A 19,976-nucleotide genomic window follows, 5' to 3' on the forward strand; every position below is an offset into this window, starting at 1 on the left:
CGCCATGTCCGAACAGCCACCCCCCCATGTCGGTCTTTTCGTGACCTGTATTGTAGACGCCATCCGACCCTGCATCGGTTTCTCCGCCCTGCAACTGCTGGAAGAGGCCGGCTGCAGAGTGGAGGTTCCAGAGGCGCAGACATGTTGCGGACAACCCGCCCTGAACAGCGGGGACGAAAAGGATGCAGCAGCACTGGCGCGACAGACCATCGCTGCTTTCGAGGGCTTCGACTATGTTGTCCTGCCCTCGGGATCCTGCGCGGGAACCATCGTGCACGGCTATCCGGACCTGTTGGCCAACGATCCGGTCTGGGCGCCCCGCGCCCGGACCCTCGCCGCGAGAACCCACGAGATCACCAGTTTCCTAGTTGATGTGATGGGTTTTCGGCCAAAAGGCCGTCGCCTGTCAGCGACGGCCACCTACCACGACAGTTGCGCAGGGCTGCGCGAACTGGGCATCGCCGCGCAACCCCGTGCGCTTCTGGCGGAAGTCGAGGGCCTGGAGATGCGGGGACTGGAAGGCAATGATGTCTGCTGCGGCTTTGGCGGCACGTTCTGCGTCAAGTATTCCGACATCTCGAACGCCATCGTCACCGAAAAGGCCGAGGCGATCGAGCGCACCGAGGCCGACCTGCTTCTGGCGGGAGATCTGGGATGCCTGATGAACATGGCAGGCAAGCTGAACCGCCGGGGCGCAAGGACGCGCTGTTTCCACACCATCGAGGTTCTGGCGGGCCGGGCCGACGGTCCCGCCATCGGCGAGGAGGGCTGAGAATCATGAGCGCACCAGAGGCAACTGTGCAGGTTTCGTTCAAGAACCGTGCCAAGACGGCACTGGCGGACCGGACGCTGAAGATCGCCATCGACCGCACCACCGGCACGGCCGAGGCCAAGCGCGCGGTTGCGGTGGCGGCGTTTCCCGAATTCCAGGCCGCCCGCGCCCGCGGACGCGCGATCAAGGATCACGTGATCGCCCATCTGGACCATTATCTTGAACAGTTCGAGCGCAACGCCACCGCATCCGGTGCGACGGTCCACTGGGCATCCGACGATGCCGAGGCGCGGGCGATCATCACCCGCATCTGCCTGGATGCCAAGGCCAAGCTGGTGACGCGGTCGAAATCCATGCTGGGCGAGGAAATCGGTCTGCCGCATGCCTTGGCCGATGCCGGGATCGAGCGGGTCGAGACCGACCTGGCCGAACACATCATCCAGCTTGCCGGAGAGGCCCCCTCCCACATCGTCTGGCCCGCGATGCACCGCACCCGCGAACAGGTGGCGGAGCTGTTCAAGATAGCTCATCACCCGCCGCCCGCCGCCGACGATCCGGCCACCATGGTGCAAAGCGCGCGGCGCGAATTGCGCGCCAAGTTTCTGGGGGCCGACATCGGCATTTCGGGGTCGAATTTCCTGGTGGCCGATACGGGTGCCACCTGCACGGTGACGAATGAAGGCAATGCCGAACTGACTACCACGCCGCCGCGCATTCATATCGTGACGGCGGGGATCGAGAAGATCGTGCCGACCACCGCCCATGCCCTGTCCCTGCTGCGCCTGCTGGTGCGGTCGGCCACGGGCGGCGAACTGACGCAATACACCACCTTCCACTGCGGACCCAAACGTCCTGGCGACGCCGATGGTCCCGAGGAGATGCACATCGTGCTGGTGGATAACGGTCGCACCAGGATGCTGGACAACGAGTTCCGCGAGATGCTGCGCTGCATCCGCTGTGGTGCCTGCATGAACCATTGCGTGGTCTATCGCCAGATCGGCGGGCACGCCTATGGCGGCACCTATCCCGGACCGATGGGTTCGGTTCTGACGCCGGTGCTGAACGGGCTGGCCGGATCGCGCGACCTGCCCAATGCCTGCACCATGAACGGCCGCTGCGCCGAAGTCTGCCCGGTTGAGATTCCCATCCCCACGCTGCTGCGCGCCTGGCGGATCCGCAGTTGGCGAGAAAGGCTGGAACCGGGAAGCCTTCGCGTCGGTATCGGTATCTGGGCCGTTCTGGCCCGGCGGCCCGGTCTTTACCGGCTAGCCAGCCGGATCGGCGTGCGCGCCCTCCGGTTGTTCGGCAAGGGGGGCTGGATCGCGCGCCTGCCGCTGGCGGGCGGCTGGACGGCCCATCGCGACCTGCCGCGCCCGGCGGGCCGCACCTTCATGGACCAGTATCGCGCCCAGCAGGCACATAAGGAGGACCGCCCATGACCGCCCGCGACCGCATCCTGTCGGCGATCCGCGCCGCCCTGCCCCAGGAACGCCCGCCGCCCGACGTCATCGCCGCCGAGGCCAAGGCCCTGCTGGCCGATCCCGACACCAGCCGCCCCCGGCTGGTCGCCGAGGGGCTGGTCGATGCCTTCATCCTGAAGGCTGAGGCGATCAGCACGACCATCGACCAGGTTGGCCGCATGGAAGCCGTTCCCGACGCCGTGCGGCGCTATCTGTTGGGACACGGCCTGACCCTTTCCCTGGCCCTAGAACCGACGCCTGCGCTGACCGCGCTTGACTGGACGGGTCTAGACACCGGTACCATCCTTGCGCCGGACCAGCCGGCAGCGCTCGGAATGGCGCTTTGGGGCATCGCCGAAAGCGGGTCCATGATCGTGCATTCGGGCTCCGATACGCCGATCCTGCTGTCTTTCCTGCCCCTGCATCACATCGTGGTGCTGCGGGAATCCGATGTCCTGTCCCATCTCGAGGACTATGCTGCGCGGTTGGCCGAGCGGCCTCATCCGCGCAACGCGATCCTGATCACCGGACCCAGCGGCACGACCGATATCGAAGGGAGCTATGTGCGCGGGGCGCATGGGCCGGGCTTCCTGCATGTGATCCTTGTTTCAAGCTCAGATTGACAACCTACCGGTTGCCAATGCCCACCGCCGCCGACCTTTGCCAGCAGAGCCCGTCGCTCTATCTACCCCCAAGGAGAACCGGAATGGACCAAAGCGAGATTGCCGAACAGACCGCGGAATTTGCCAGCCTGATGCAGCGGGCGCAGGGGCTGGCGCAGCGCAGCAGCGCCAGTGCCCTGGCCAAAGCCACGGGGCGCGACTTCACGGTGCTGGATTCCGGAACGGTGGCGCAGGCTTATGCTCGCGCGGGGATGAAGCTGGCGCAGAACCCGTTTGCGCTGGCGCAGTTCCAGGTGGATCTCTGGGCCGACAGCGCCAAGGCCTGGGCCGGGGCTTGGGTGGGCGAGGGCCACGACAGCAAGGACCGACGCTTTCGGGACGGGCGCTGGAACAGCAACCCGGTCAGCCGGGGCCTGCGCGACGTGCATCTGGCCATCGAAGGCGCCGCCGACCGGCTGATCGAGACCCTGCCCGACGGCGACAAGGACAGCCTGCGGGTGCGCTTCTATACCCGCCAACTGCTGAGCGCTCTGTCGCCCAGCAACTATCTGGCGCTGAACCCGGTACCGCGCGAGAGCGGTTCCTGGAAACCGATGGCCGCAGCCTGCTGGACGGGTTCCGCAACCTGCTGGATGATCTTGAGCGCGGCGAGGGACGGCTGGACATCAACATGACCGACCGCGCCGCCTTCGAGGTCGGGCGCGACCTGGCCACCACGCCGGGGCAGGTGATCTATCAGAACGAGCTGATCCAGCTCATTCACTACGAGCCGCTGACCAAGACCCAGTTCAAGCGGCCGCTGCTGTTCGTGCCGCCTTGGATCAACAAGTATTACATCTTCGACATGAAGCCCGACAACAGTCTGGTCCGCTATATGCTGGAACAGGGGCACAGCGTCTTTCTGATCTCATGGGTCAATCCGACCAAGAAACATGCCGCGCTGAGCTTCGAGGATTACATGCGGCTTGGCCCGCTGGCCGCGCTGGAAGCGATCACCCAAGCGACGGGCGAGGACGAATTCGACATTCTCGGCTTCTGCATCGGCGGCATTCTGGTCACTGCGACGCTGGCCTATATGGCGGCCAAGGGCGACAAGCGGGTCAAGACAGCCACGACCCTGGCCACCATGGTGGATTTCACCGATGTGGGCGAGATCGGCGTCTTTATCGACCGCGACCGGCTGAAGGTACTGCGCGAACATATGGCCGAAAAGGGCCATCTGGAAAATCACCACCTGCAGGACATGTTCTCGATGATCCGGGAAAATGACCTGATCTGGTCTTTCCACGTGATGAACTATCTGATGGGCCGCAAGCCACCGGCCTTCGATCTGCTGTTCTGGAACGGCGACAGCACCCGCCTGCCTGCCGCGATGCTGCTGTGGTATCTGGAGAAGATCTATATCGAGAACGGGCTGCGCCAGCCCGGTCATCTGACCATGGACGGTGTGCCCATCGATATCGGCAAGATCGACATTCCCTTCTATGTCTTTGCCACGAAAGAGGATCATATCGCGCCCTGGAACTCGATCTATCCGACGACCGGGTTGCTGGGCGGTGACACGACCTTCGTTCTGGGCGGCTCGGGCCATATCGCGGGGGTGATCAACCCGCCCGCCAAGCGACCGAAATACGGTTACTGGACGTGCGCAGACTATCCAGAGCAACCGTTGGAATGGCTGGCAGGGGCCGAACATCAGGAGGGTTCGTGGTGGGCGCACTGGCTGGCCTGGATAGACAGCCAGTCCGACACCGAACAGGTGTCCGCCTATGTGCCGGGCAAGGGCAAACTTAAGCCGATCGAACCCGCCCCCGGCAGCTATGTTCGCGCGGACTGATTGTCGCTGTCCGACGGTCGCTCCGCTGGGAGGGGAGCAAGCGCTGACAGGTGGTTGGGCCAGAAAGGTATCCGAGAGCGCTACGATCGGGACGAGTTCCAGCACGATGCCGAGTTCGTCAGCGATCCGCGTCGCGCGACGGAAGCGATTGAGATGCTGAGCGGTGTTCTGCCGCCGATCTGCGGGCGGCGGCGCGCCTCTACGCGACCGGCGGCAATGGCGCGATCGTTCTTTTCGGATAGAGCGCTTGAACGGTCAGGCCCCATTGGAAGGTTTGTTCGTAGGATCCCGTTAAGGCGGAACAACCAGAGAACATCTACTGTGCCGCGGGTATTGTCAGGTTATTGACGTTGCCTGGGTTCATGCATAGCGACCGCACATGATCAGCCAAGTTTCACAGCCTCGCCTGAAGGGCTTCCGGTTCCCTCGTTCGATCATCTCCTATGCCGTCTGGGCGTACCATCGGTTTGCCCTGAGCTTGCGCGATGTCGAGGATCTGTTGGCCGAGCGGGGCGTGATCGTCTCGTATGAAAGCATCCGGGTGTGGTGCCAACGGTTCGGAGCACAGATCGCCGCCAGCATTCGTCGCGACCGTCCGACCCCGGCCGACAAATGGCACCTCGACGAGGTCGTGATCTCAATCCGGGGCCAGAAGCACTGGCTTTGGCGGGCGGTCGACGCGAACGGCGACGTGCTGGAGATCCTGGCCCAAAGTCGCAGGAATGCCCATGCTGCCAAGCGATTTCTTCGAAAACTGATGCGGCGGTGGGGCGTGCCGCGGGTTATCGTGACCGACAAGCTGCGCAGCTATGGCGTCGCCGTTCGGGGGCTTTGCCCAAGCGTCGAGCACCGCTCGCACAAGGGGTTGAACAACCGGTCGGAAGCGTCGCATCGACACACAAGACGACGAGAAAAGATCATGGGCCGCTTCAAATCTCCGCGCCAAGCGCAGCGGTTTTTTTCCGTTCACGATCAGACCGCAACCCTGTTCCGCCCGAAACGCCATCGCCTCTCCGCAATATCCTATCGCCACTCCCGGGCTGATGCGTTCAGTCTGTGGAACGATTGTGCTGCTGAAATGGCCGCATGATGGTGGCGCCGGTCTTCGTCACGTCGCGATAGAACAAGCTGACAATGCCCCTGCGCGTGCTGATGCTGCGAATGAACACGAACGTACAGTCACTATACAAGGTCGCGCTCCCCCAGACGTGATTCGAATCTTCCGTGTGGCTCCCCGCAACCCTATCCGCGCAGGCCCACGGCGCGCTGATCCTAATCAGAATCTCCAACAAGCTCAGCGGCTTCTTCCGCCTGACTAAGAGCGACTTGACAAAGAGGTAAACTAACATTACCATCGTGTTTACAAAAATAGCGGTGGTTTCAGATAGTTGTATCAGATGCCCTGCGCATTCAGGAACCTATGAGACTTAAAGGTCAATAAAATAGCCACAATATGGTGGCTCGGAAGAGAAGCGGACACAACAGTATGAAGCATCAGTATCCGAAGACCGAGCCAGGCTGTTCGTTGCTTTCCGCAATCTCTTGTAGGCAGGGCCGGACCCGGCGGCCTCGTCTTTGCTGTGGCGTGGAGATGCGGGCCGGAAAGCCTTGTGAGTATTGTCTGTTCGTTAGGGAATCGACGATCCGTACAATCCCGAAATGCACTATGCTTGCGCTTGCCGGGAGCCCGATTGATGTTGTGATCTTGGTCGAATCGGGCGTTCTTAAGCTGTCAGTTAACCTGGCGGACGGTCGGACCCAAATCGTGGGCCTTCGATTCCGCGGAGATGTTGTGACGACGCAAACTCTTGGGTCGCGATGGCTTGCGACAGTCGAGGTCGTTGAAGACGCTACATTGTACTTTCTGGATCAGGCAAGGATCAACACCCTTAAAGCTGAGAATCCAGTGGTTCAGTCGACTTGGAATGCCTTTGCCAAGAGAGAAACCGAGATGACGCAAGATCTACTGGTGACACTTGGACGACGGTCGCCGGTAGAGCGACTGGCAGTTTTTTTGCACGAGCTTGAAATTCGCCATTGTCGGAAAGCACTCAATCCGCATGAGATCTATATACCAATCTCTCGCGACGAAATTGGCCAATACTTGGGCATGGAAAGCGAAACAGTCAGCCGGCAGTTCACGCGTTTAAAGAATGCCAGGTGTATTGAACTGCTGTCTCCAAGTCGCGTCATTGTGAAAGATCGGCAGATTATGAAGCACTTGATTGCCGGTGTTAAAATCCCTCACCTTTAGGCAACATACCGGCTTGGATGATGTGACCGGCCCCCGACGGCCTCGATGTGCCAAGGTGATGGGGTTGTCTAATCGCTCTTGTAGCGTCAAGCGCTGCTTGCCTGAATGCGTGCCTGCCGGATGCATGGTTGTCTCCGCGGTCGGCATTGGCCGCCGCATTTTGGGCGTCGCGGGAATAGCCTTCAATGTGGATGACGCACTCTGTCTGAAAGACGGTGCAACCCCATCAACGGAATAGCCCGGCCCACGTCCCGGCAGGGACGCCTCGAGCGTTCGGGACCCGAACGCTATCCGCTGGACTTCAGGTTGCAGCTCCTGGTTGCGGTTCGAAGACCTCGCCAGTCTTGAGCATCGCATGCATGATCACCGCCAGTTTGCGGGCCACGGCGACGGCGGCGCGCTTGAAGCCGAGCCTTTCCCGGAGCCCGAGCCCCCATGTGCGCAGACTGCCTTCGGTCCGAACGCGTGTCAGGATGATCGCCGCGGCTTCGTAGAGCAGCCAGCGCAGATGCCGGTCGCCGCGCCGAGATATATGGCCGTCATAGTCGACCTCCGCCGATCTTCAAGCCTATCACGCCGCGAACCCGCGCCCCCCACGTAAGGGCGGAGCTTTCGGTCGATGGATTGCTTCGACCACTCTGCGCTGGCAGCGACGCAAGATGATCGCTATGCTTGAGAGGCTCCGCGACGAAGTTCTCCATGATATCGGAATTGCCCGAGGCGATATACGCCGCGTGGTTGAAGGGTTCGACTCACGCGAGCTCCGGATGACACCGGTGGCGAATGCCAGGGCGGAGCGAAATGCCGATAACGAAGTTTATCGGCAAGCAGCTTGAGCGAGATTCGATGTGGCGCCCGGCCGCCGACCCCGTACAATTGGTCGACCCGAAATTGGAAACCGACAAGATAGAGGAGTTAGACTAATGATTCTCTACAAGCCAAATTTTGACAGCTTTCTTTCCTCCACCAAACGAGCGCGCAGTTATGTGTCTCGGCTTTCCGGGCTGGGTGAACTCAGCATCTCGCGTTGGGAGGACGATGGCGGCAGGACCCGCGCAGATCCGGAGAACGACGAAGCGGCAGGTTCGCGGTCGGCTCAAGGCAGCAAACGTATCGAGAGGGTCGGTGCCGTCCCATGATGCCACTGTCATCGGTGACATGGTGTACGGACGCTGACTTTAGTCGGATAGTGGCCGTTCGGACCGGACCGCTTCGGACTTGATTCCGCGCTTCACCGCAAGCGCGCGCACCGCCTCCCTCAAGGTCTTGTTGCCATCCATGAGGCGCCTGAATTGCGCTCCTGTCAGAATGAGAAGCGTCGATGGTGTGAGGACCCGCGCCTCGACTCGGTGTTCATTCTTGTCACCGCTTCAATTTGCCCGAACATCTCTCCGCGCCCCACCTCGATATCGCTTAGTTCAGCTTGAGCAACGTCCAAGCTGAGCTTATTATGTTAAATAATGCGGCCATCCTGACCTAGTTCTCAAGTCGTTCATTCAATCATAGATAACATCACTGTGCGGCGCTGCAGTCCATCTCGGAACAAGATCGCCAGTGTTCCATTCGTAAAGCCATCCAATATGCTCACCGGTATGGCGGTCATAAATGCGCTTTACAGCATGGGCGTGGAGGCGCTCTTCGCGCCCACTCTGCTTTTGGTTGGAGCCTCGACCTGCGGTGCGGTATGGCTTCACTTTGATCCTTACGACGGTTGTCATGCAAAGTCCTCCAGTATTCTTGATGCTGGATCGGCACACCGATGTTTGATGTCGCGGTGCAGCAACGGCCACTTCCAGCCAAAATCCGCCACTCGGAATAGTTGAGCTTACCTGTTCGGCGTCATCACGATAAACTACGCAGAGGGGCGCAAAAGAACGAAAAACTGGCGCGCAAAATATTGATCAAGAATGGAAAATACTTTGTTGCACCGCAGAAATCTGGCGAAGACTTTAAGCAACTTTTTGCTCGTTTAGCGGCAGCAGGTGCGGGTAGACCGGTCGACCTTCAGGGGTTTCCTGACGGACCGTGGACGCCGGAGACGTTGGCCGACGCAATTTCGTCAATCGAAGCCAACCGGAATGGTATCGATCTCCGCACTGTCCAGGTCTGGTTCCAGGACAACGACAACGGGATCAGCAGCGAGAACATCAGATGGCTTGCAAGGGTCTTCGGCTGTGATGATCCGGAGGCGGCGAGCGATTTGCAAACGGAGCTCAGTGCCGCCCGATCCAAACTGGACGCCAAACGGCGCGAAAAGCGCGGAGCGAAGGCCACCCCTGCCGCATCCGCTTCAAATCTGGAAGAGGGCAGCCACGCTGACGAAAACGCGCCAGACGACAGACCAGCGGAGGCAACAAAGCCCGAACTCGCCCCCAGCCCGACTTCACCTTTCGGTCTCATTTCGGCATCGGAGGCTCTGTTTAGCCGATCACCGCTGAACTTGCCGGCCTCGGTCTTCGCGGGAGCCGTGGCACTTCAGTTCACCTCCTACTTTCTTGGAATCCACGAAGTGACTTTCGAGGCTCCCGATGGCCTCGCCAAGCAAGTCGGCTTCCCAAAGTTGCAGGCACCCGAGTTGAAGTACCGTGCGTTATCAAGGCGACAAACCAACCACCCCCGGTTGCTTGCGCTGATGCGCGACCTCCTTGGTGAATTCAAGTGTGTTACCTACGTCTGCGACAAACGGTTCATGTTGACGCTCATGTTCGTCGACTACGCCGTGGAGCCCTACTATTACGAGCGCGGTTTGGACTTCTACGCGAATGGCCAGAACTATGCGATGGCGTCCATGTTGCACATGGCTGGCCCGGCACTGCTCGGCGAACCGCAATTTGAACGGCTGATGGAGTCTTTTCAGCGAGCTATGAAGGAGAAAACCTGCGAAGCACTGAATGACCTAGTGTCGGCAGCCAGAGCGACGGGTCGTGTCGCGAAGGTGGTAGAAATTCGAAGGTGGCGTAATCTCCGGGTGACTTGAACCCACCCAACCGGCGGCTGACACCGCCAGGGAGATCACGCCATGAAGAACAATACCGACACTGCCACGCTTTCGCTACTGTCCAATGAAACGGGCCATGATCCGATCGAGGATCGCCTTCGAGAAAATATCCGCGCCACGATCGAGGCGGTTTTCGAAGAGGAATTGGAGGCGTTTCTGGGGCGCTGCCGCTATGACCGCAGCACCGACAAACCCACGGGCTACCGGCACGGCCACCGGGAGCGTCAGTTGATTGGCACGTTTGGGACCGAGACGATAAGCGTGCCGCGTGCCCGCGCCGTCGATGAGACCGGCAAGACCACGGAATGGCGCTCGAAGGCGCTGCCGCGTTATCAGCGGCTGACCAAGAAGGCTGAAGCGCTGATTGCCTCGGTCTACCTGGCAGGCACCAACACGCGGCGCGTGAAACGGGCGCTGTATGGGCTATTCGAAGGCGCGGTGAGCAAGGATGTGGTCAGCCGGGCCTGGCGCAAGGTGAAGGTCGACTGGGATGCCTGGGTGGCGCGCAACCTGGCCAATGAGGACATCGTCCGGCTGATCCTCGACGGCACGGTGATCAAGACGCGCATTGACAAGAAAGCCACCAACATCTCGGTGCTGGCGGCTATCGGCATACGCCGGGACGGGCAGAAGGTGCTGCTCTCGATTATGAATATGGGCGGTGAAAGCAAGGCTGCCTGGGCCGAGTTTCTCGGCGATCTCGACGCGCGCGGCCTGAAGCGACCGGAGTTTGTCATTGTCGACGGCGCTCCCGGTCTTGAGGCCGCTCTTGTCGCGCTCTGGGGAGAGGACCTGCCGATCCAGCGCTGCACGGTTCACAAGCATCGCAATCTTCTCGGCCACGCCCCGAAACGCATGCAGGACGAGTTGACCGAGGATTATCGCGACATGATCTATGCCGAAAATGCGGCTGAAATCGACAAGCGCCGCAAGGCGTTCCTGCGCAAATGGCGGTTGAAATGCCGCGCGGTGGCGGACAGCCTGGAAGAGGCCGGAGACCGGCTGTTCACCTTCACCCGGCTGGACCCGCCGCAGTGGAAATCAGCCCGCACGACAAACGCCATCGAGCGCCTGAACGAGGAGTTCCGCCGCCGCATCAAAACCCAAACCGTGCTGCCCTGCGCCGAAACCGTGCCGATGCTGCTCTGGGCGCTGATGGCATCGGGCCAGATCCAGATGCGGAAAGTGGACGGTTGGGAAACGCTGGCTCAGCCCATCGCCCCGATCAGCCTTGACCTCGCGGCCTGATCAGGCCCAAATCCCCATACTCGGAGAACGCCGCCGGGGAATTTCCACCAGATTCGAGACACCACCGAGCGACGAATTGGAGGCAGATGCCCGAGGTCATTGGTCCTCTCGCACAGTATGCCGATCGCGATTGTTTGTCGGCCATCGCCACCCCAGAACTGACCACCGACGTCGCGATGATTGTACTGACATCGCTCATCACTCGGATGGAGGTGATGGCGGACGGCCCCTACCGGGTACAGCACGACCAGTCCAAGAATCTTGCTACCTATCATGAACTCTTGCAGCGTTTCATCAATCACGACGATACGGTCGAGTTTCGGGCGACCGAGATCACGACGCTTAGCTTTCCCCTCAAGCTCACAGACGTGGAACAGGTGGACTCGAAGAAGAGCCCGGCAGTGCAACTGGCAGATGTCATGGTTGGCGCTGCGATCGAGGCGGGGAATAATCTGGCTGGTTTACGCACTGGCGGCCTCAATCCCGAGCAAATGTTGGCTCTGTATGCCGACGACCAGTTCATCCACATGTTGCCGTCTACTGATTTCGAGGAGCAAAGGCGCTTTCGACAGGGCAATCAAGGCGGTGAACTGATCGACTATCTTGCTGCCAATCTAATGGGTTCCAAACGTTAGATCTTTCCGCCATTTTCTCTCAAATCCGTTCGCTCTTCATTTTGGCTATCCACGTTTTCAAAGTGTCTCTGTCGGCGGCTTCTACGGGGTATTCCCTCGCCACGCGCATCGTTTCCGCGCCGGGGGACATGTATGAACTTGTAACGATAAGCCCTGACTCTGACTTCTCGTGGAGAACATCCGCATAGACGGATTTCAGTAACGCCTTTCCAATCTTTTCTTTCTGCCTTTTGCATTGAACAATAATTAGCGGTGGCATTTCCTCCAACTGCTCCCTTGGATATATTCTGAGGTCTATGCCATCATCATTTCGCCCGGGTCCCACATCCACGCGAAACCCCTCCCTTTCAAAAAATTCTCCCGCCAAACCTTCAAACTTGCGCCAGTGTATTTCTCCAACTTTTTCAAAGTTCCGCTCCAAATAATCGATGAACCGCTGATCGAAAAAACTGCCATACATGGTTTCGAGCGACTCCGATTTGAAGAGAGTTTCCAGATCGGCTGTGTCCTTCCAATCGCGAGAGCGAATCCGGCCGTGCGGTGAAATATGAAGCTGGTGGTTGATGCCCTTAATGACTTCCATTGCCATATCCAGGCCATCCTTCCCGTGCCCCTTCATTGCGGCCCTCATGAATGGCTCAGGGTCCAATGCCGTCCCATAAGGCGGCGGATCAGCAAAAACCGACCTCATGAAGTCACTGTAACAGCCCATGACATGTTCGTAGCAGGCGAGCTTTTTGGGGTCGGACTTTACCTTATGATAAAGTCGGAGGTGATGGGGGATGGTAGTTGGTTCGTCAATATTTCCAAGCTTGTACAGGATGTGCGCCGCAATCTCATCGAATTCAGATGAATGAAAGCGAAAGCCCCCAATCTCCTCTGAAACGATTTTCTTTGATAATACTGCGTCATAATCCTGTAGAAGTTCCGAAAGTTCAACGTCTGTCAGAACGATCCCCGCCTTGAATCCCGCAAACTCCGTGAGTAAATCAACTGTGGTCTGTCGTGATATGTTAATGCTTCCCATGTTGCTCCAGTCCTGAGTGTAGTCATCCGTTCTGACGAAGTATTGAGCCGCGGTAGTTCTATAAGGCTTGTGTCAATCGCATTCGCCTTGGAACTATAGCATGCACGCTCGAGCACATATCGCACGTTCTGTGTCTCTTGTGGCCGATAAAGCGGCCATTGGTCTGCTCTGCAGGGAATTCGCGTTCCGTGCCAATTACTGGACCTTGTATGCCGGGAAAAGCATGTCCCATTTGGAGGCCCGTAGTGGCATGCCCCCCATCGTAGTTACCGCTCCGAGAGCGATATCCTCGGCTACCATCAGCGTACCAACCCTCTTCCGCCAAACTTCAGGCCGCCGGAACGGCACCCTTCTTACGAGCCCGCTCGACCAAGTCCGCATAGCGCTGCCCGATACCAACTTCGGAGAAATGCCTGCACCAGGCGGCTAGGAAAGCCTTCTCGCGCTCAACTTCTTTCTGCTTCGAGAGGATCACAGCAATCCGGTAGGAATAGTACGGCGCGGGTGTCATGCCGGACCGTTCCCATCCATCGAGTCCTTCGCTGACGATCTCCACCTGCTTGGCAAGGTCGTTGTCGTATTGTTTGATACCGCCGGCGTCCTCCAGAACCGAAGGTGATCTGTCGGCCTCCAGTTCGGCCAACTTGCGCTGAATTGTAGCTTCGTCGTCCTCGATGAAATCGATCCTATTCGTTTTCTGTCTCGCGGCCGCTTGCTTCGCTGTGAGGGCAGGCATCGCGTTCATGCGCTGGATCAAGGCATCGAGCTTCTCGAGTGCTTTCTCGTCCACTCTGGTGGCAGGTTTCGATGGCGCCGTCTCAAATCCCATCTCCTGTCGCTGCTTGGCCGGTGGCCACAAACCTGCGCAGTTCAAGATGACGTCAACCTCCCCGATCCGGGATTTCTTCAGTTCCACGGCAATTGGCATCCCCTCCGGAAAGCTTGCGACCTCGGCCGCCACATCGGCTGGCACATAGCCCAAGGCGACCCGTGACGTCGGCGCTTCGTGCGGACCAAGGATGCCGATGACTTGCATGGCGTTCTTATCATGCTTGTTGTCAGGCTCGGGGTTAAGCAATGCCCCGAAAGGCTCGCCCCGCATGTCGGCTTGAGCTGCCAGCCGAAGAAACTCCCTTACTCCCTCTTTGCGATTGAAGAGACCTTGGACATCGAACCATCCGCTTCCGATATTCCACTGTACCCAGTCGCCCGCGGGCGCATTGTCGCCAAACTTGTGAACTTCCCAACCCATCGGGACCGGAGCCCGCAAGCCGCGTTGCTCGGCGCGCAAAAGACCCTTGGGTTTTGCCACTTTGATAGAAGGCGGAGTTTCATCGAGACGCCCGTGCTGCCGGGCCGCCTTACTCGGCTTCCAGGTCCAGATTCCGAGAATGACAAGGACAATCCCGCCAACAATCCACCAGAACGAAAAACTCACTCTCTTCCTCCATCCGACAAGCGCCCTTTTACTACCAGCTGCGCAATGACAGCGTAATACCGCACTTGGCACTGCCAGCTGCAGCACTCGGGCTATTCCGACGCGACCGGACCGAATTTTCCAAAATCGTTATCGGACCGATGCCACTTTCGGCCCAAGAATAGAATGAGTGGACTTTCGTTTCGGCACCACCGGTCCGTTAAACAGGGCGGTGCCACGAAAGTCGTTACTCGGCGGAAAGCTGAATACCCAGTTGGTCAGGCCGGCATTTCCACAACGGCCACTCCCGGAACCGAGGCGCGGGCCATCTCAACCAGGTGTGCGTGGTGGGTGAACAGGATCGCCTGCCCACTTGCCCCGATCTCGGCGCATAGTTGCAACGCGGCCCGGGCGCGCGTGTCGTCGAATGTTTCCATAATGTCGTCAAGGATCATCGGAAGGGCTCCGAGGTCGTTCGCAAAGCTGCGATACCCGGCCAGCCGCAAGGCGAAATACAGCTGGCCCATGGTCCCCGTCGACATCTTTTCGACTGGAACCTTAGCGCCGTCGGCGTCGATGCCGACCAACTTTTCTCCTTCGACCTGGCTCCAGACATCGACGCCGCGCCACTTGGGCGCGGTCATGGTGACAAAGGCCGCCTCGACATCGCGCAGCATGTCGCTACGTCGTTCCTCCGCCAGCCGACGAAGTGCCCCACGGGCCGCCAGCACACCCAGCCGCGCAACGACCGCCTGGCGCCCGCCACTGCGGAGCGCCTCCAGTAACGTCGCCTGTTCGGTAACCAGATCGCTACGGTCGGCGGCGTCGAATGCTTCGCGGTACAAACGCTCGGCCTCACGTTGTGCATCGCGCGCGGCGTCTCGGCTGTCTTGCGCGTCTTGGACCTGCTGTTCGAGAACAAGTCCGCGGGAGGCGTCCGGCATCCGATCGAGTTCCTCCCCGAAGAGATCTTCGTCGACGCCAACGATGGCCTGCTGCCTGTCCTGATCCGCCGCCAGACGGTTGGCGCGCAACCGATCCCGTTCAACCAGCCTTGCTATCCGATCGCTTGGCAGAAGGCTGTCATCCCCCTGACCGTTGAAATGGGCATCTAGTTCGCTCCTTGCGGTCCCAAGCTCGGTCGTATGGCGATGTCGTGCCGCCGTGACCTTGTCCCGACGTGACTTGGCATCACCGCGCTTTTCGTCGGCGCGCGTTGCTGCCGCCAGACGCAAGCGCGCCTGGTCGATGGTCTGAATAGGTTCCAGCCCGACCTGATCCTCTGTCTCGCCAAGAATCTTCGCCAGCCGTGCGGCCCCCTCTGACAACGCCGAGGTCGCCTGTTGCAGAGCCTCGATCCGCTCATCGAGACGCTGATGATCGGTGTGCAGCCGAAGTAGGTTCCGCAACTGTGGAAGAGCATTCCGGACCCCCTCGACCGAGCGATCCCTCAGTGGCAAAGAGGAAGTCAACCGTTCGAACTCGACCTCTGCCCGCTTAAGATCGCCCTTCTTGACCAGCGCGTCGTCGTCCAGTTTGTCGATGGCCTTCTGGCCGTCCCGCCATTTACTCCAGGCTTTGCGGTCACTTTCTTCCAGCGTCAGAACCCTTTGCACCCGGGCAGCTATTTCGCCCTTGCCCACGCCGAGGTCCAAGGCGCGGGCCGATTCCATCAATTCGGTGCGCAAGGCTTCTTCGCGGCGGCGGCGGGTATCCAACGCTGCTTGCGCGTTCGAGTGATCGGCAGCGGCGTTGGCCGCCGTCGCAAGGGCCTGGTGGCGTGGTCCGAAAGCCGCTGGAGGGGCGCCTGCTTCCAGACCGAGCTTAACTGATAGCCCCGAATGAACCTCTGACAAACTCTCGCGGCGATCGATCAGGTCTGCCAGCCGCGCTTCAGCGGTTTCGAAACGCGCCTTCGCTGTCTTTTCCCTTCTCTGCGCTTCAAGCCGCCGCTGGCGGATCTCCGCCCCAGCTACGAAATGGGCGCGTGCACTGTCGTCCGCGCGCATCGCCGTCTCGAATTCGTCGGCGGAGGGATCGGACAGGTCGTCGCGGTGGCGTATCCAAGCCAGGTCGCGGTGGCGACGGGTTTCCTCGGTTGTTGCGACATCCACCGCTTCGGGCGCGTCCTGCAAAGCCGAGAGATCGGCCGTGGCATCCTCCAATTCCTTCGAGCGCTCCTCGACGTTGCCCTTGGCTGCGGCGATGTCCGAGGACAAGTCCGACCACTCCCGCGCTGCTTTCTCAAGCGTCTCAGGCGCAGGTAGGCCGGCGTCGACCAAGCCGGTCCAGTCCGAAGGCAAGTCGGCGGCAGCCTTCGTCAGTCGCGCGAGGGTCTGATCCCGCTCCGTTTCGCACATGGTCAAGTCCGAAACTGGCCTCCAGGCCTCGAATGCGTCGCGCAGGAGGGTCAGATCTTGCGGCTCGCTAGGCGCCTCGCCCTCCCGCGCTTTCGCCGCATCGGCAACGGCATTCGCCGTGTTCAACGCCTCGCCGGCCATACGGCACGCCTCGACAGCCCCGGCGATCTCTTCCAGCTCCGCCGTGTCGAGAACAAGATCCGACACCGCAGTACCGGACGGCGAGAGCCGCGTCAGCGCCGCTGAAATCTCCGTGGCGAGCGCATCCCGGTCTGCCGTCCGACGGTCGAGATCCGCGCGCGCCGTCGTGGCCCGGTCCATCAAAGGGGCTTCATCGATCGTCATCTGATCAAGACGTTCCAATTCGGCGTTCAGCGCCGGAGCGAGCGTGTCAGCGGGATTCTCTTCAATGATCCGGTCAAGGCTGGCGACGTCATTGTCTGCCTCGGAGATCCGGTCCTCGAGCGAGGAGATTTTCTCCACCAGCGCCGCGACGCGCTCCGCCGTATCTTGGGGCAGGTCCCGGCCATCGGGGTAGTCCTTCAGGGCCTCGGCAAGTCGTTCCATCTCCTCGGTTCGGTCGAACCACGTACTGGCCGCCGTGGCGGCAAGACGACGTTTTTGCGCAGTGACCAGCGCTAAGTTTTCCGCCTCGAACAGCGCGGTCTTCTGTTCACAGTCCTGACGAAGAGTTCGTTCCCGTTCCGAGGTCAGCCGATCGGCTCGAAGCTCGCGGCTGATCTGTTTCAGGCGGTCGCTCGCCTGTTTCAGCTCCGTGGCACGGCCATGTTTTTTGTGGAATTTGTCGGCGCGCTCCGACAGTGCATTCAGCGTCTCCGAAATGCCGGTCAGACCCGAAACGCCTGCATGCAAAAGCTGACCGAGATCGCCCTTCGCACTGGCAATCCGTTCGCCGCCGTGCCGCAGACCTCTTTCATCCAGCGAGAACCTCTCCTCAAATTCCTCCCGCGTCAGCCCGTGCAAGGCGCTCGCGAGGATCGCGTCGGCGACCGGCCGATTGTCTGAATCCAGCAAGGACTGCGACCGCTTGCTGTTTCGTCGCAGGACAGTTGCCCCGCGACCGGGTAGATCAAGCTCTGCCCCCACTAGCAAGTCGCTTCGCTCGAACCGGAATGCATAGGGATGCGCACCAGCTCGGAAGCCAAAGAGAACTTCCAATAGCGCGTTAAACGCTGTCGACTTTCCGGCCTCGTTCGGCCCGTAAACCACAGTTACGTCGGGGGTGCCCGGCTCTGTCACCTGAAAGACGATCTCGGCGTTTTCGAAATTGCCGTAGCGGATAAGATGCAGCTCATTCAGCCTCATTCCGGCCGCTCCGCATGAATCGCAAGCATCACTTCAGCGATGGCATCTTCGAACAATGCGTCCAGAGCGCTGTCGTCCAGCTCTCCCGCGATTTCGCTCGGCAGGGCGGTATGGACTTCATCAAGTTGCTGAAGGGCGGCTTGGCGGAAGCCGTCTTCGGCTATTTCGGCGCGCATCAGTCGAACAAGGTCATCTGTCTCGGTGTTGAGTGGGCGAGAGGGCGGTACGATTGTGATCTTGTCCAGAAAAACCCGATCGACGTCGCCCAAGATTTCTTCGGCGAGTTCCGTAACAAACGCGGCACTCTGCCTCAAGCTTGTGACCGTCAGCCGGACGGCGATATCCTGATTCCGCTCCTGTGCCGACAAAAGGCCGTCTCTAAGACTGCCAACTACGTCCTGCTGATCGTTGCAGGCCTGGAGGTCTAGTTCCAACTCGGCGAAACCCAACTGCGCAACGTCGCGCCGCTCGAATATGGGCGCGCCGTCTCCCATTTCGACAAGCGTGACTGTCCCGCCCCGGCGCTCACCGAAATGGCGCGGCTGCGGAATGCCCGGCATCATTGCCAAAACGGGGCCGTCCCGACGCTCAAATGGCGCATGTATATGACCGAGGCACCATAGGTCGAAGCCGTGCGCCATCAAATCGGCCGCGGCACAGGGCGCATACGGATCATGACCGGGAGCCCCGTCAAGCGAGGTATGCATAAGACCGACGTTTCGCTTGTCCGGCACCGGCTTTGGGTAGTCGGGTAGGAAGCTCTTTCCGACATGAGACGCATCGTACGAAAGCCCGTGAAAGGCGGTATCGCCGATTTCGACCGTTGGCATTTCCTTGTGCAGAAGATGGATGTTGGGACCAAGTTCTCCGTGGGCACGGTGGTCGAGCAACGCATCGTGGTTACCTCGGATCAAGACCGTTGGCACACCTGCCTCCGCGGCCCGTGACAACTGTGCGATCAGGAAGGCGCGAGACCGCAAATCCGGGTATCCATTGTCGAAAATGTCCCCCGCCAATACGAGCGCATCCACGTTCTCGGTCACCGCCAGATCGACGATCCGTGCGAACGTGTCACGACTCGCCTGCTTCAAACGATCCCCAAGATCAGGGTTTCGCAGTGCGACCGACCTGATCGGAGAACCTAGGTGAATGTCGGCTGTAGCAAGTAGTCGCATTATCCTTCGCCATTAGAATTCATGAATACAAGCGGTTACAAATTCTGCGATCTTTCGCCACTTAGTTCCAGTGATAATCACCCCTCAAAGCAGTGATACTCCGGACGACGCAGGGAACTGACTGTCTAGCCCATCTTCTTCTAGGTGTCGGTCGAGGCAGCTCCCTGAAGGTCACTTGGCTTTGGTTGTTGATGCAACCATGCTAGAGATTCCGCTTTAGGCGCGGACATTTGAGCACGTATTGCTCAGAGATGGCAAATCATGTAAGAATTTCCGCTCAAAACGCGGACATACAAACATGGTTCATGATCAGCGATCTGCCCTATCTAGCTACATCACCGAGCTGCTGTCGGCTGGCCGATCCGTGTTCACGGCTGACGAAGCTGAGAGCGCCCTCAACGTGAGCCACGGCGCATTCCTGGACGCTGCAGAACGGCTACAACGTCGTAAGACCTTGTTGAGCCCTCGGCAGGGTTTCTACGTTGCCGTCCCTCCGCAGTATGCAACGTGGGGAGCACCACCACCATCCTGGTACATCGACGCTCTTATGGGACACGAGGGACAAAACTACTATGTCGGCCTCCTCAAGGCTGCAGAGCTTCACGGCGCGACCCACCAGGCCGTTATGGAATTCCAGGTCGTGACGTCAAAGCGGTTTCCGAAAATTCGAGCCGGTCGTAATCTGATTGTCTTCTACTACCGCAAAGACATTTCGGAGGTCGCCGAAGGCGTAGAAAAGCGCAAAACGGACACTGGCAATATGCAACTTTCGTCACCGGCTCTGACCGCTCTCGACCTCCTCCGCTACCCCCAAGCATCTGCCGGCATCGACAATGTCGCCACG

At 59.8% G+C, this 19,976-nt stretch carries 18 protein-coding genes and 1 pseudogene; 13 read left to right on the forward strand and 6 right to left on the reverse strand.

The features are described from left to right. Nucleotides 1-4: 4 nt before the first annotated feature. From FGD77_RS02625 to FGD77_RS02655, 7 genes are all read left to right on the forward strand, one after another. The gene (locus FGD77_RS02625; RefSeq protein ID WP_255006085.1) at nt 5-772 is read left to right on the forward strand and encodes a (Fe-S)-binding protein; all 768 of its coding nucleotides are present in this window, start codon (nt 5-7) and stop codon (nt 770-772) included. A 5-nt stretch (nt 773-777) separates the two neighbouring features. Continuing rightward, nucleotides 778-2,211: a lactate utilization protein B gene (locus tag FGD77_RS02630; RefSeq protein ID WP_255006086.1), complete on the forward strand. Its 1,434-nt coding sequence runs from the start codon at nt 778-780 to the stop codon at nt 2,209-2,211. Beyond that, nucleotides 2,208-2,855 (forward strand): LUD domain-containing protein, encoded by a 648-nt coding sequence (locus FGD77_RS02635; RefSeq protein WP_255006087.1) that lies wholly within the window; start codon nt 2,208-2,210, stop codon nt 2,853-2,855. Before FGD77_RS02630 ends, FGD77_RS02635 begins: the two co-directional genes overlap by 4 nt. A gap of 83 nt (nt 2,856-2,938) precedes the next feature. Continuing rightward, a complete protein-coding gene (locus tag FGD77_RS02640) occupies nt 2,939-3,529 on the forward strand; it encodes a hypothetical protein (protein WP_255006088.1) in 591 nt (196 codons plus the stop codon). Further along, nucleotides 3,484-4,692, forward strand: a complete 1,209-nt coding sequence (locus FGD77_RS02645) for an alpha/beta hydrolase (protein ID WP_255006129.1) — start codon at nt 3,484-3,486, stop codon at nt 4,690-4,692. Before FGD77_RS02640 ends, FGD77_RS02645 begins: the two co-directional genes overlap by 46 nt. A gap of 379 nt (nt 4,693-5,071) precedes the next feature. After that, a complete protein-coding gene (locus tag FGD77_RS02650; protein ID WP_255006053.1) occupies nt 5,072-5,782 on the forward strand; it encodes an IS6 family transposase in 711 nt (236 codons plus the stop codon). Between the two features lie 501 nt (nt 5,783-6,283). After that, nucleotides 6,284-6,946 (forward strand): Crp/Fnr family transcriptional regulator, encoded by a 663-nt coding sequence (locus FGD77_RS02655; RefSeq protein WP_255006095.1) that lies wholly within the window; start codon nt 6,284-6,286, stop codon nt 6,944-6,946. 301 nt (nt 6,947-7,247) lie between these two features. Here the strand turns inward: FGD77_RS02655 and FGD77_RS02660 are convergent. Then, a pseudogene (locus tag FGD77_RS02660) lies at nt 7,248-7,508 on the reverse strand (transposase); the annotation flags it as partial. A 76-nt stretch (nt 7,509-7,584) separates the two neighbouring features. On the opposite strand from FGD77_RS02660, the gene FGD77_RS22260 reads away from it, so the two are divergent. Further along, nucleotides 7,585-7,782 carry a DUF1127 domain-containing protein gene (locus tag FGD77_RS22260; RefSeq protein WP_369682677.1) on the forward strand — a complete coding sequence of 66 codons (198 nt, stop codon included), beginning with the start codon at nt 7,585-7,587 and terminating at the stop codon, nt 7,780-7,782. Between the two features lie 87 nt (nt 7,783-7,869). Beyond that, nucleotides 7,870-8,085 carry a hypothetical protein gene (locus FGD77_RS02665; RefSeq protein ID WP_255006097.1) on the forward strand — a complete coding sequence of 72 codons (216 nt, stop codon included), beginning with the start codon at nt 7,870-7,872 and terminating at the stop codon, nt 8,083-8,085. A 357-nt stretch (nt 8,086-8,442) separates the two neighbouring features. Here the strand turns inward: FGD77_RS02665 and FGD77_RS02670 are convergent, their stop codons facing one another. After that, a complete protein-coding gene (locus FGD77_RS02670) occupies nt 8,443-8,664 on the reverse strand; it encodes a hypothetical protein (RefSeq protein ID WP_255006100.1) in 222 nt (73 codons plus the stop codon). Nucleotides 8,665-8,765: 101 nt separating this feature from the next. Between FGD77_RS02670 and FGD77_RS02675 the strand changes: the two genes are divergently transcribed. The 3 genes from FGD77_RS02675 (at nt 8,766) to FGD77_RS02685 (ending at nt 11,827) form a co-directional block, all read left to right on the forward strand. Continuing rightward, entirely contained in the window at nt 8,766-9,923 is a 1,158-nt protein-coding gene (locus FGD77_RS02675; protein ID WP_255006102.1) for a hypothetical protein, read from the forward strand. A 42-nt stretch (nt 9,924-9,965) separates the two neighbouring features. Beyond that, entirely contained in the window at nt 9,966-11,192 is a 1,227-nt protein-coding gene (locus FGD77_RS02680) for an IS256 family transposase (protein WP_255006103.1), read from the forward strand. 86 nt (nt 11,193-11,278) lie between these two features. Continuing rightward, nucleotides 11,279-11,827 (forward strand): DUF3800 domain-containing protein, encoded by a 549-nt coding sequence (locus tag FGD77_RS02685; RefSeq protein WP_255006104.1) that lies wholly within the window; start codon nt 11,279-11,281, stop codon nt 11,825-11,827. 19 nt (nt 11,828-11,846) lie between these two features. Here the strand turns inward: FGD77_RS02685 and FGD77_RS02690 are convergent, their stop codons facing one another. The 4 genes from FGD77_RS02690 to FGD77_RS02705 form a co-directional block, all read right to left on the reverse strand. Next, on the reverse strand, nt 11,847-12,854 hold the full coding sequence (locus FGD77_RS02690; RefSeq protein WP_255006105.1) for a restriction endonuclease: 1,008 nt from the start codon (nt 12,852-12,854) through the stop codon (nt 11,847-11,849). Nucleotides 12,855-13,182: 328 nt separating this feature from the next. Beyond that, a complete protein-coding gene (locus tag FGD77_RS02695) occupies nt 13,183-14,292 on the reverse strand; it encodes a hypothetical protein (protein ID WP_255006106.1) in 1,110 nt (369 codons plus the stop codon). Nucleotides 14,293-14,549: 257 nt separating this feature from the next. Continuing rightward, nucleotides 14,550-17,957: an AAA family ATPase gene (locus tag FGD77_RS02700; RefSeq protein WP_255006109.1), complete on the reverse strand. Its 3,408-nt coding sequence runs from the start codon at nt 17,955-17,957 to the stop codon at nt 14,550-14,552. After that, entirely contained in the window at nt 17,954-19,132 is a 1,179-nt protein-coding gene (locus tag FGD77_RS02705; protein WP_255006110.1) for a DNA repair exonuclease, read from the reverse strand. Before FGD77_RS02705 ends, FGD77_RS02700 begins: the two co-directional genes overlap by 4 nt. Nucleotides 19,133-19,430: 298 nt before the next feature. Here FGD77_RS02705 and FGD77_RS02710 point away from each other — a divergent pair. Then, the coding region (locus FGD77_RS02710) for a type IV toxin-antitoxin system AbiEi family antitoxin (RefSeq protein ID WP_255006112.1) at nt 19,431-19,976 on the forward strand (546 nt) is incomplete at its 3' end.

The organism is Roseovarius sp. M141, from assembly GCF_024355225.1.
In the GTDB taxonomy this organism is placed as follows: domain Bacteria; phylum Pseudomonadota; class Alphaproteobacteria; order Rhodobacterales; family Rhodobacteraceae; genus Roseovarius.

What these genes read in the sequence shown, in the direction of transcription:
- FGD77_RS02625 (WP_255006085.1), top strand. Translation starts at nt 5, where the DNA reads ATGTCCGAACAGCCACCCCCCCATGTCGGTCTTTTCGTGACCTGTATT.
- FGD77_RS02630 (WP_255006086.1), top strand. Translation starts at nt 778, where the DNA reads ATGAGCGCACCAGAGGCAACTGTGCAGGTTTCGTTCAAGAACCGTGCC.
- FGD77_RS02635 (WP_255006087.1), top strand. Translation starts at nt 2,208, where the DNA reads ATGACCGCCCGCGACCGCATCCTGTCGGCGATCCGCGCCGCCCTGCCC.
- FGD77_RS02640 (WP_255006088.1), top strand. Translation starts at nt 2,939, where the DNA reads ATGGACCAAAGCGAGATTGCCGAACAGACCGCGGAATTTGCCAGCCTG.
- FGD77_RS02650 (WP_255006053.1), top strand. Translation starts at nt 5,072, where the DNA reads ATGATCAGCCAAGTTTCACAGCCTCGCCTGAAGGGCTTCCGGTTCCCT.
- FGD77_RS02655 (WP_255006095.1), top strand. Translation starts at nt 6,284, where the DNA reads ATGCGGGCCGGAAAGCCTTGTGAGTATTGTCTGTTCGTTAGGGAATCG.
- FGD77_RS02665 (WP_255006097.1), top strand. Translation starts at nt 7,870, where the DNA reads ATGATTCTCTACAAGCCAAATTTTGACAGCTTTCTTTCCTCCACCAAA.
- FGD77_RS02670 (WP_255006100.1), bottom strand. Translation starts at nt 8,664, where the DNA reads ATGACAACCGTCGTAAGGATCAAAGTGAAGCCATACCGCACCGCAGGT.
- FGD77_RS02680 (WP_255006103.1), top strand. Translation starts at nt 9,966, where the DNA reads ATGAAGAACAATACCGACACTGCCACGCTTTCGCTACTGTCCAATGAA.
- FGD77_RS02685 (WP_255006104.1), top strand. Translation starts at nt 11,279, where the DNA reads ATGCCCGAGGTCATTGGTCCTCTCGCACAGTATGCCGATCGCGATTGT.
- FGD77_RS02690 (WP_255006105.1), bottom strand. Translation starts at nt 12,854, where the DNA reads ATGGGAAGCATTAACATATCACGACAGACCACAGTTGATTTACTCACG.
- FGD77_RS02700 (WP_255006109.1), bottom strand. Translation starts at nt 17,957, where the DNA reads ATGAGGCTGAATGAGCTGCATCTTATCCGCTACGGCAATTTCGAAAAC.
- FGD77_RS02705 (WP_255006110.1), bottom strand. Translation starts at nt 19,132, where the DNA reads ATGCGACTACTTGCTACAGCCGACATTCACCTAGGTTCTCCGATCAGG.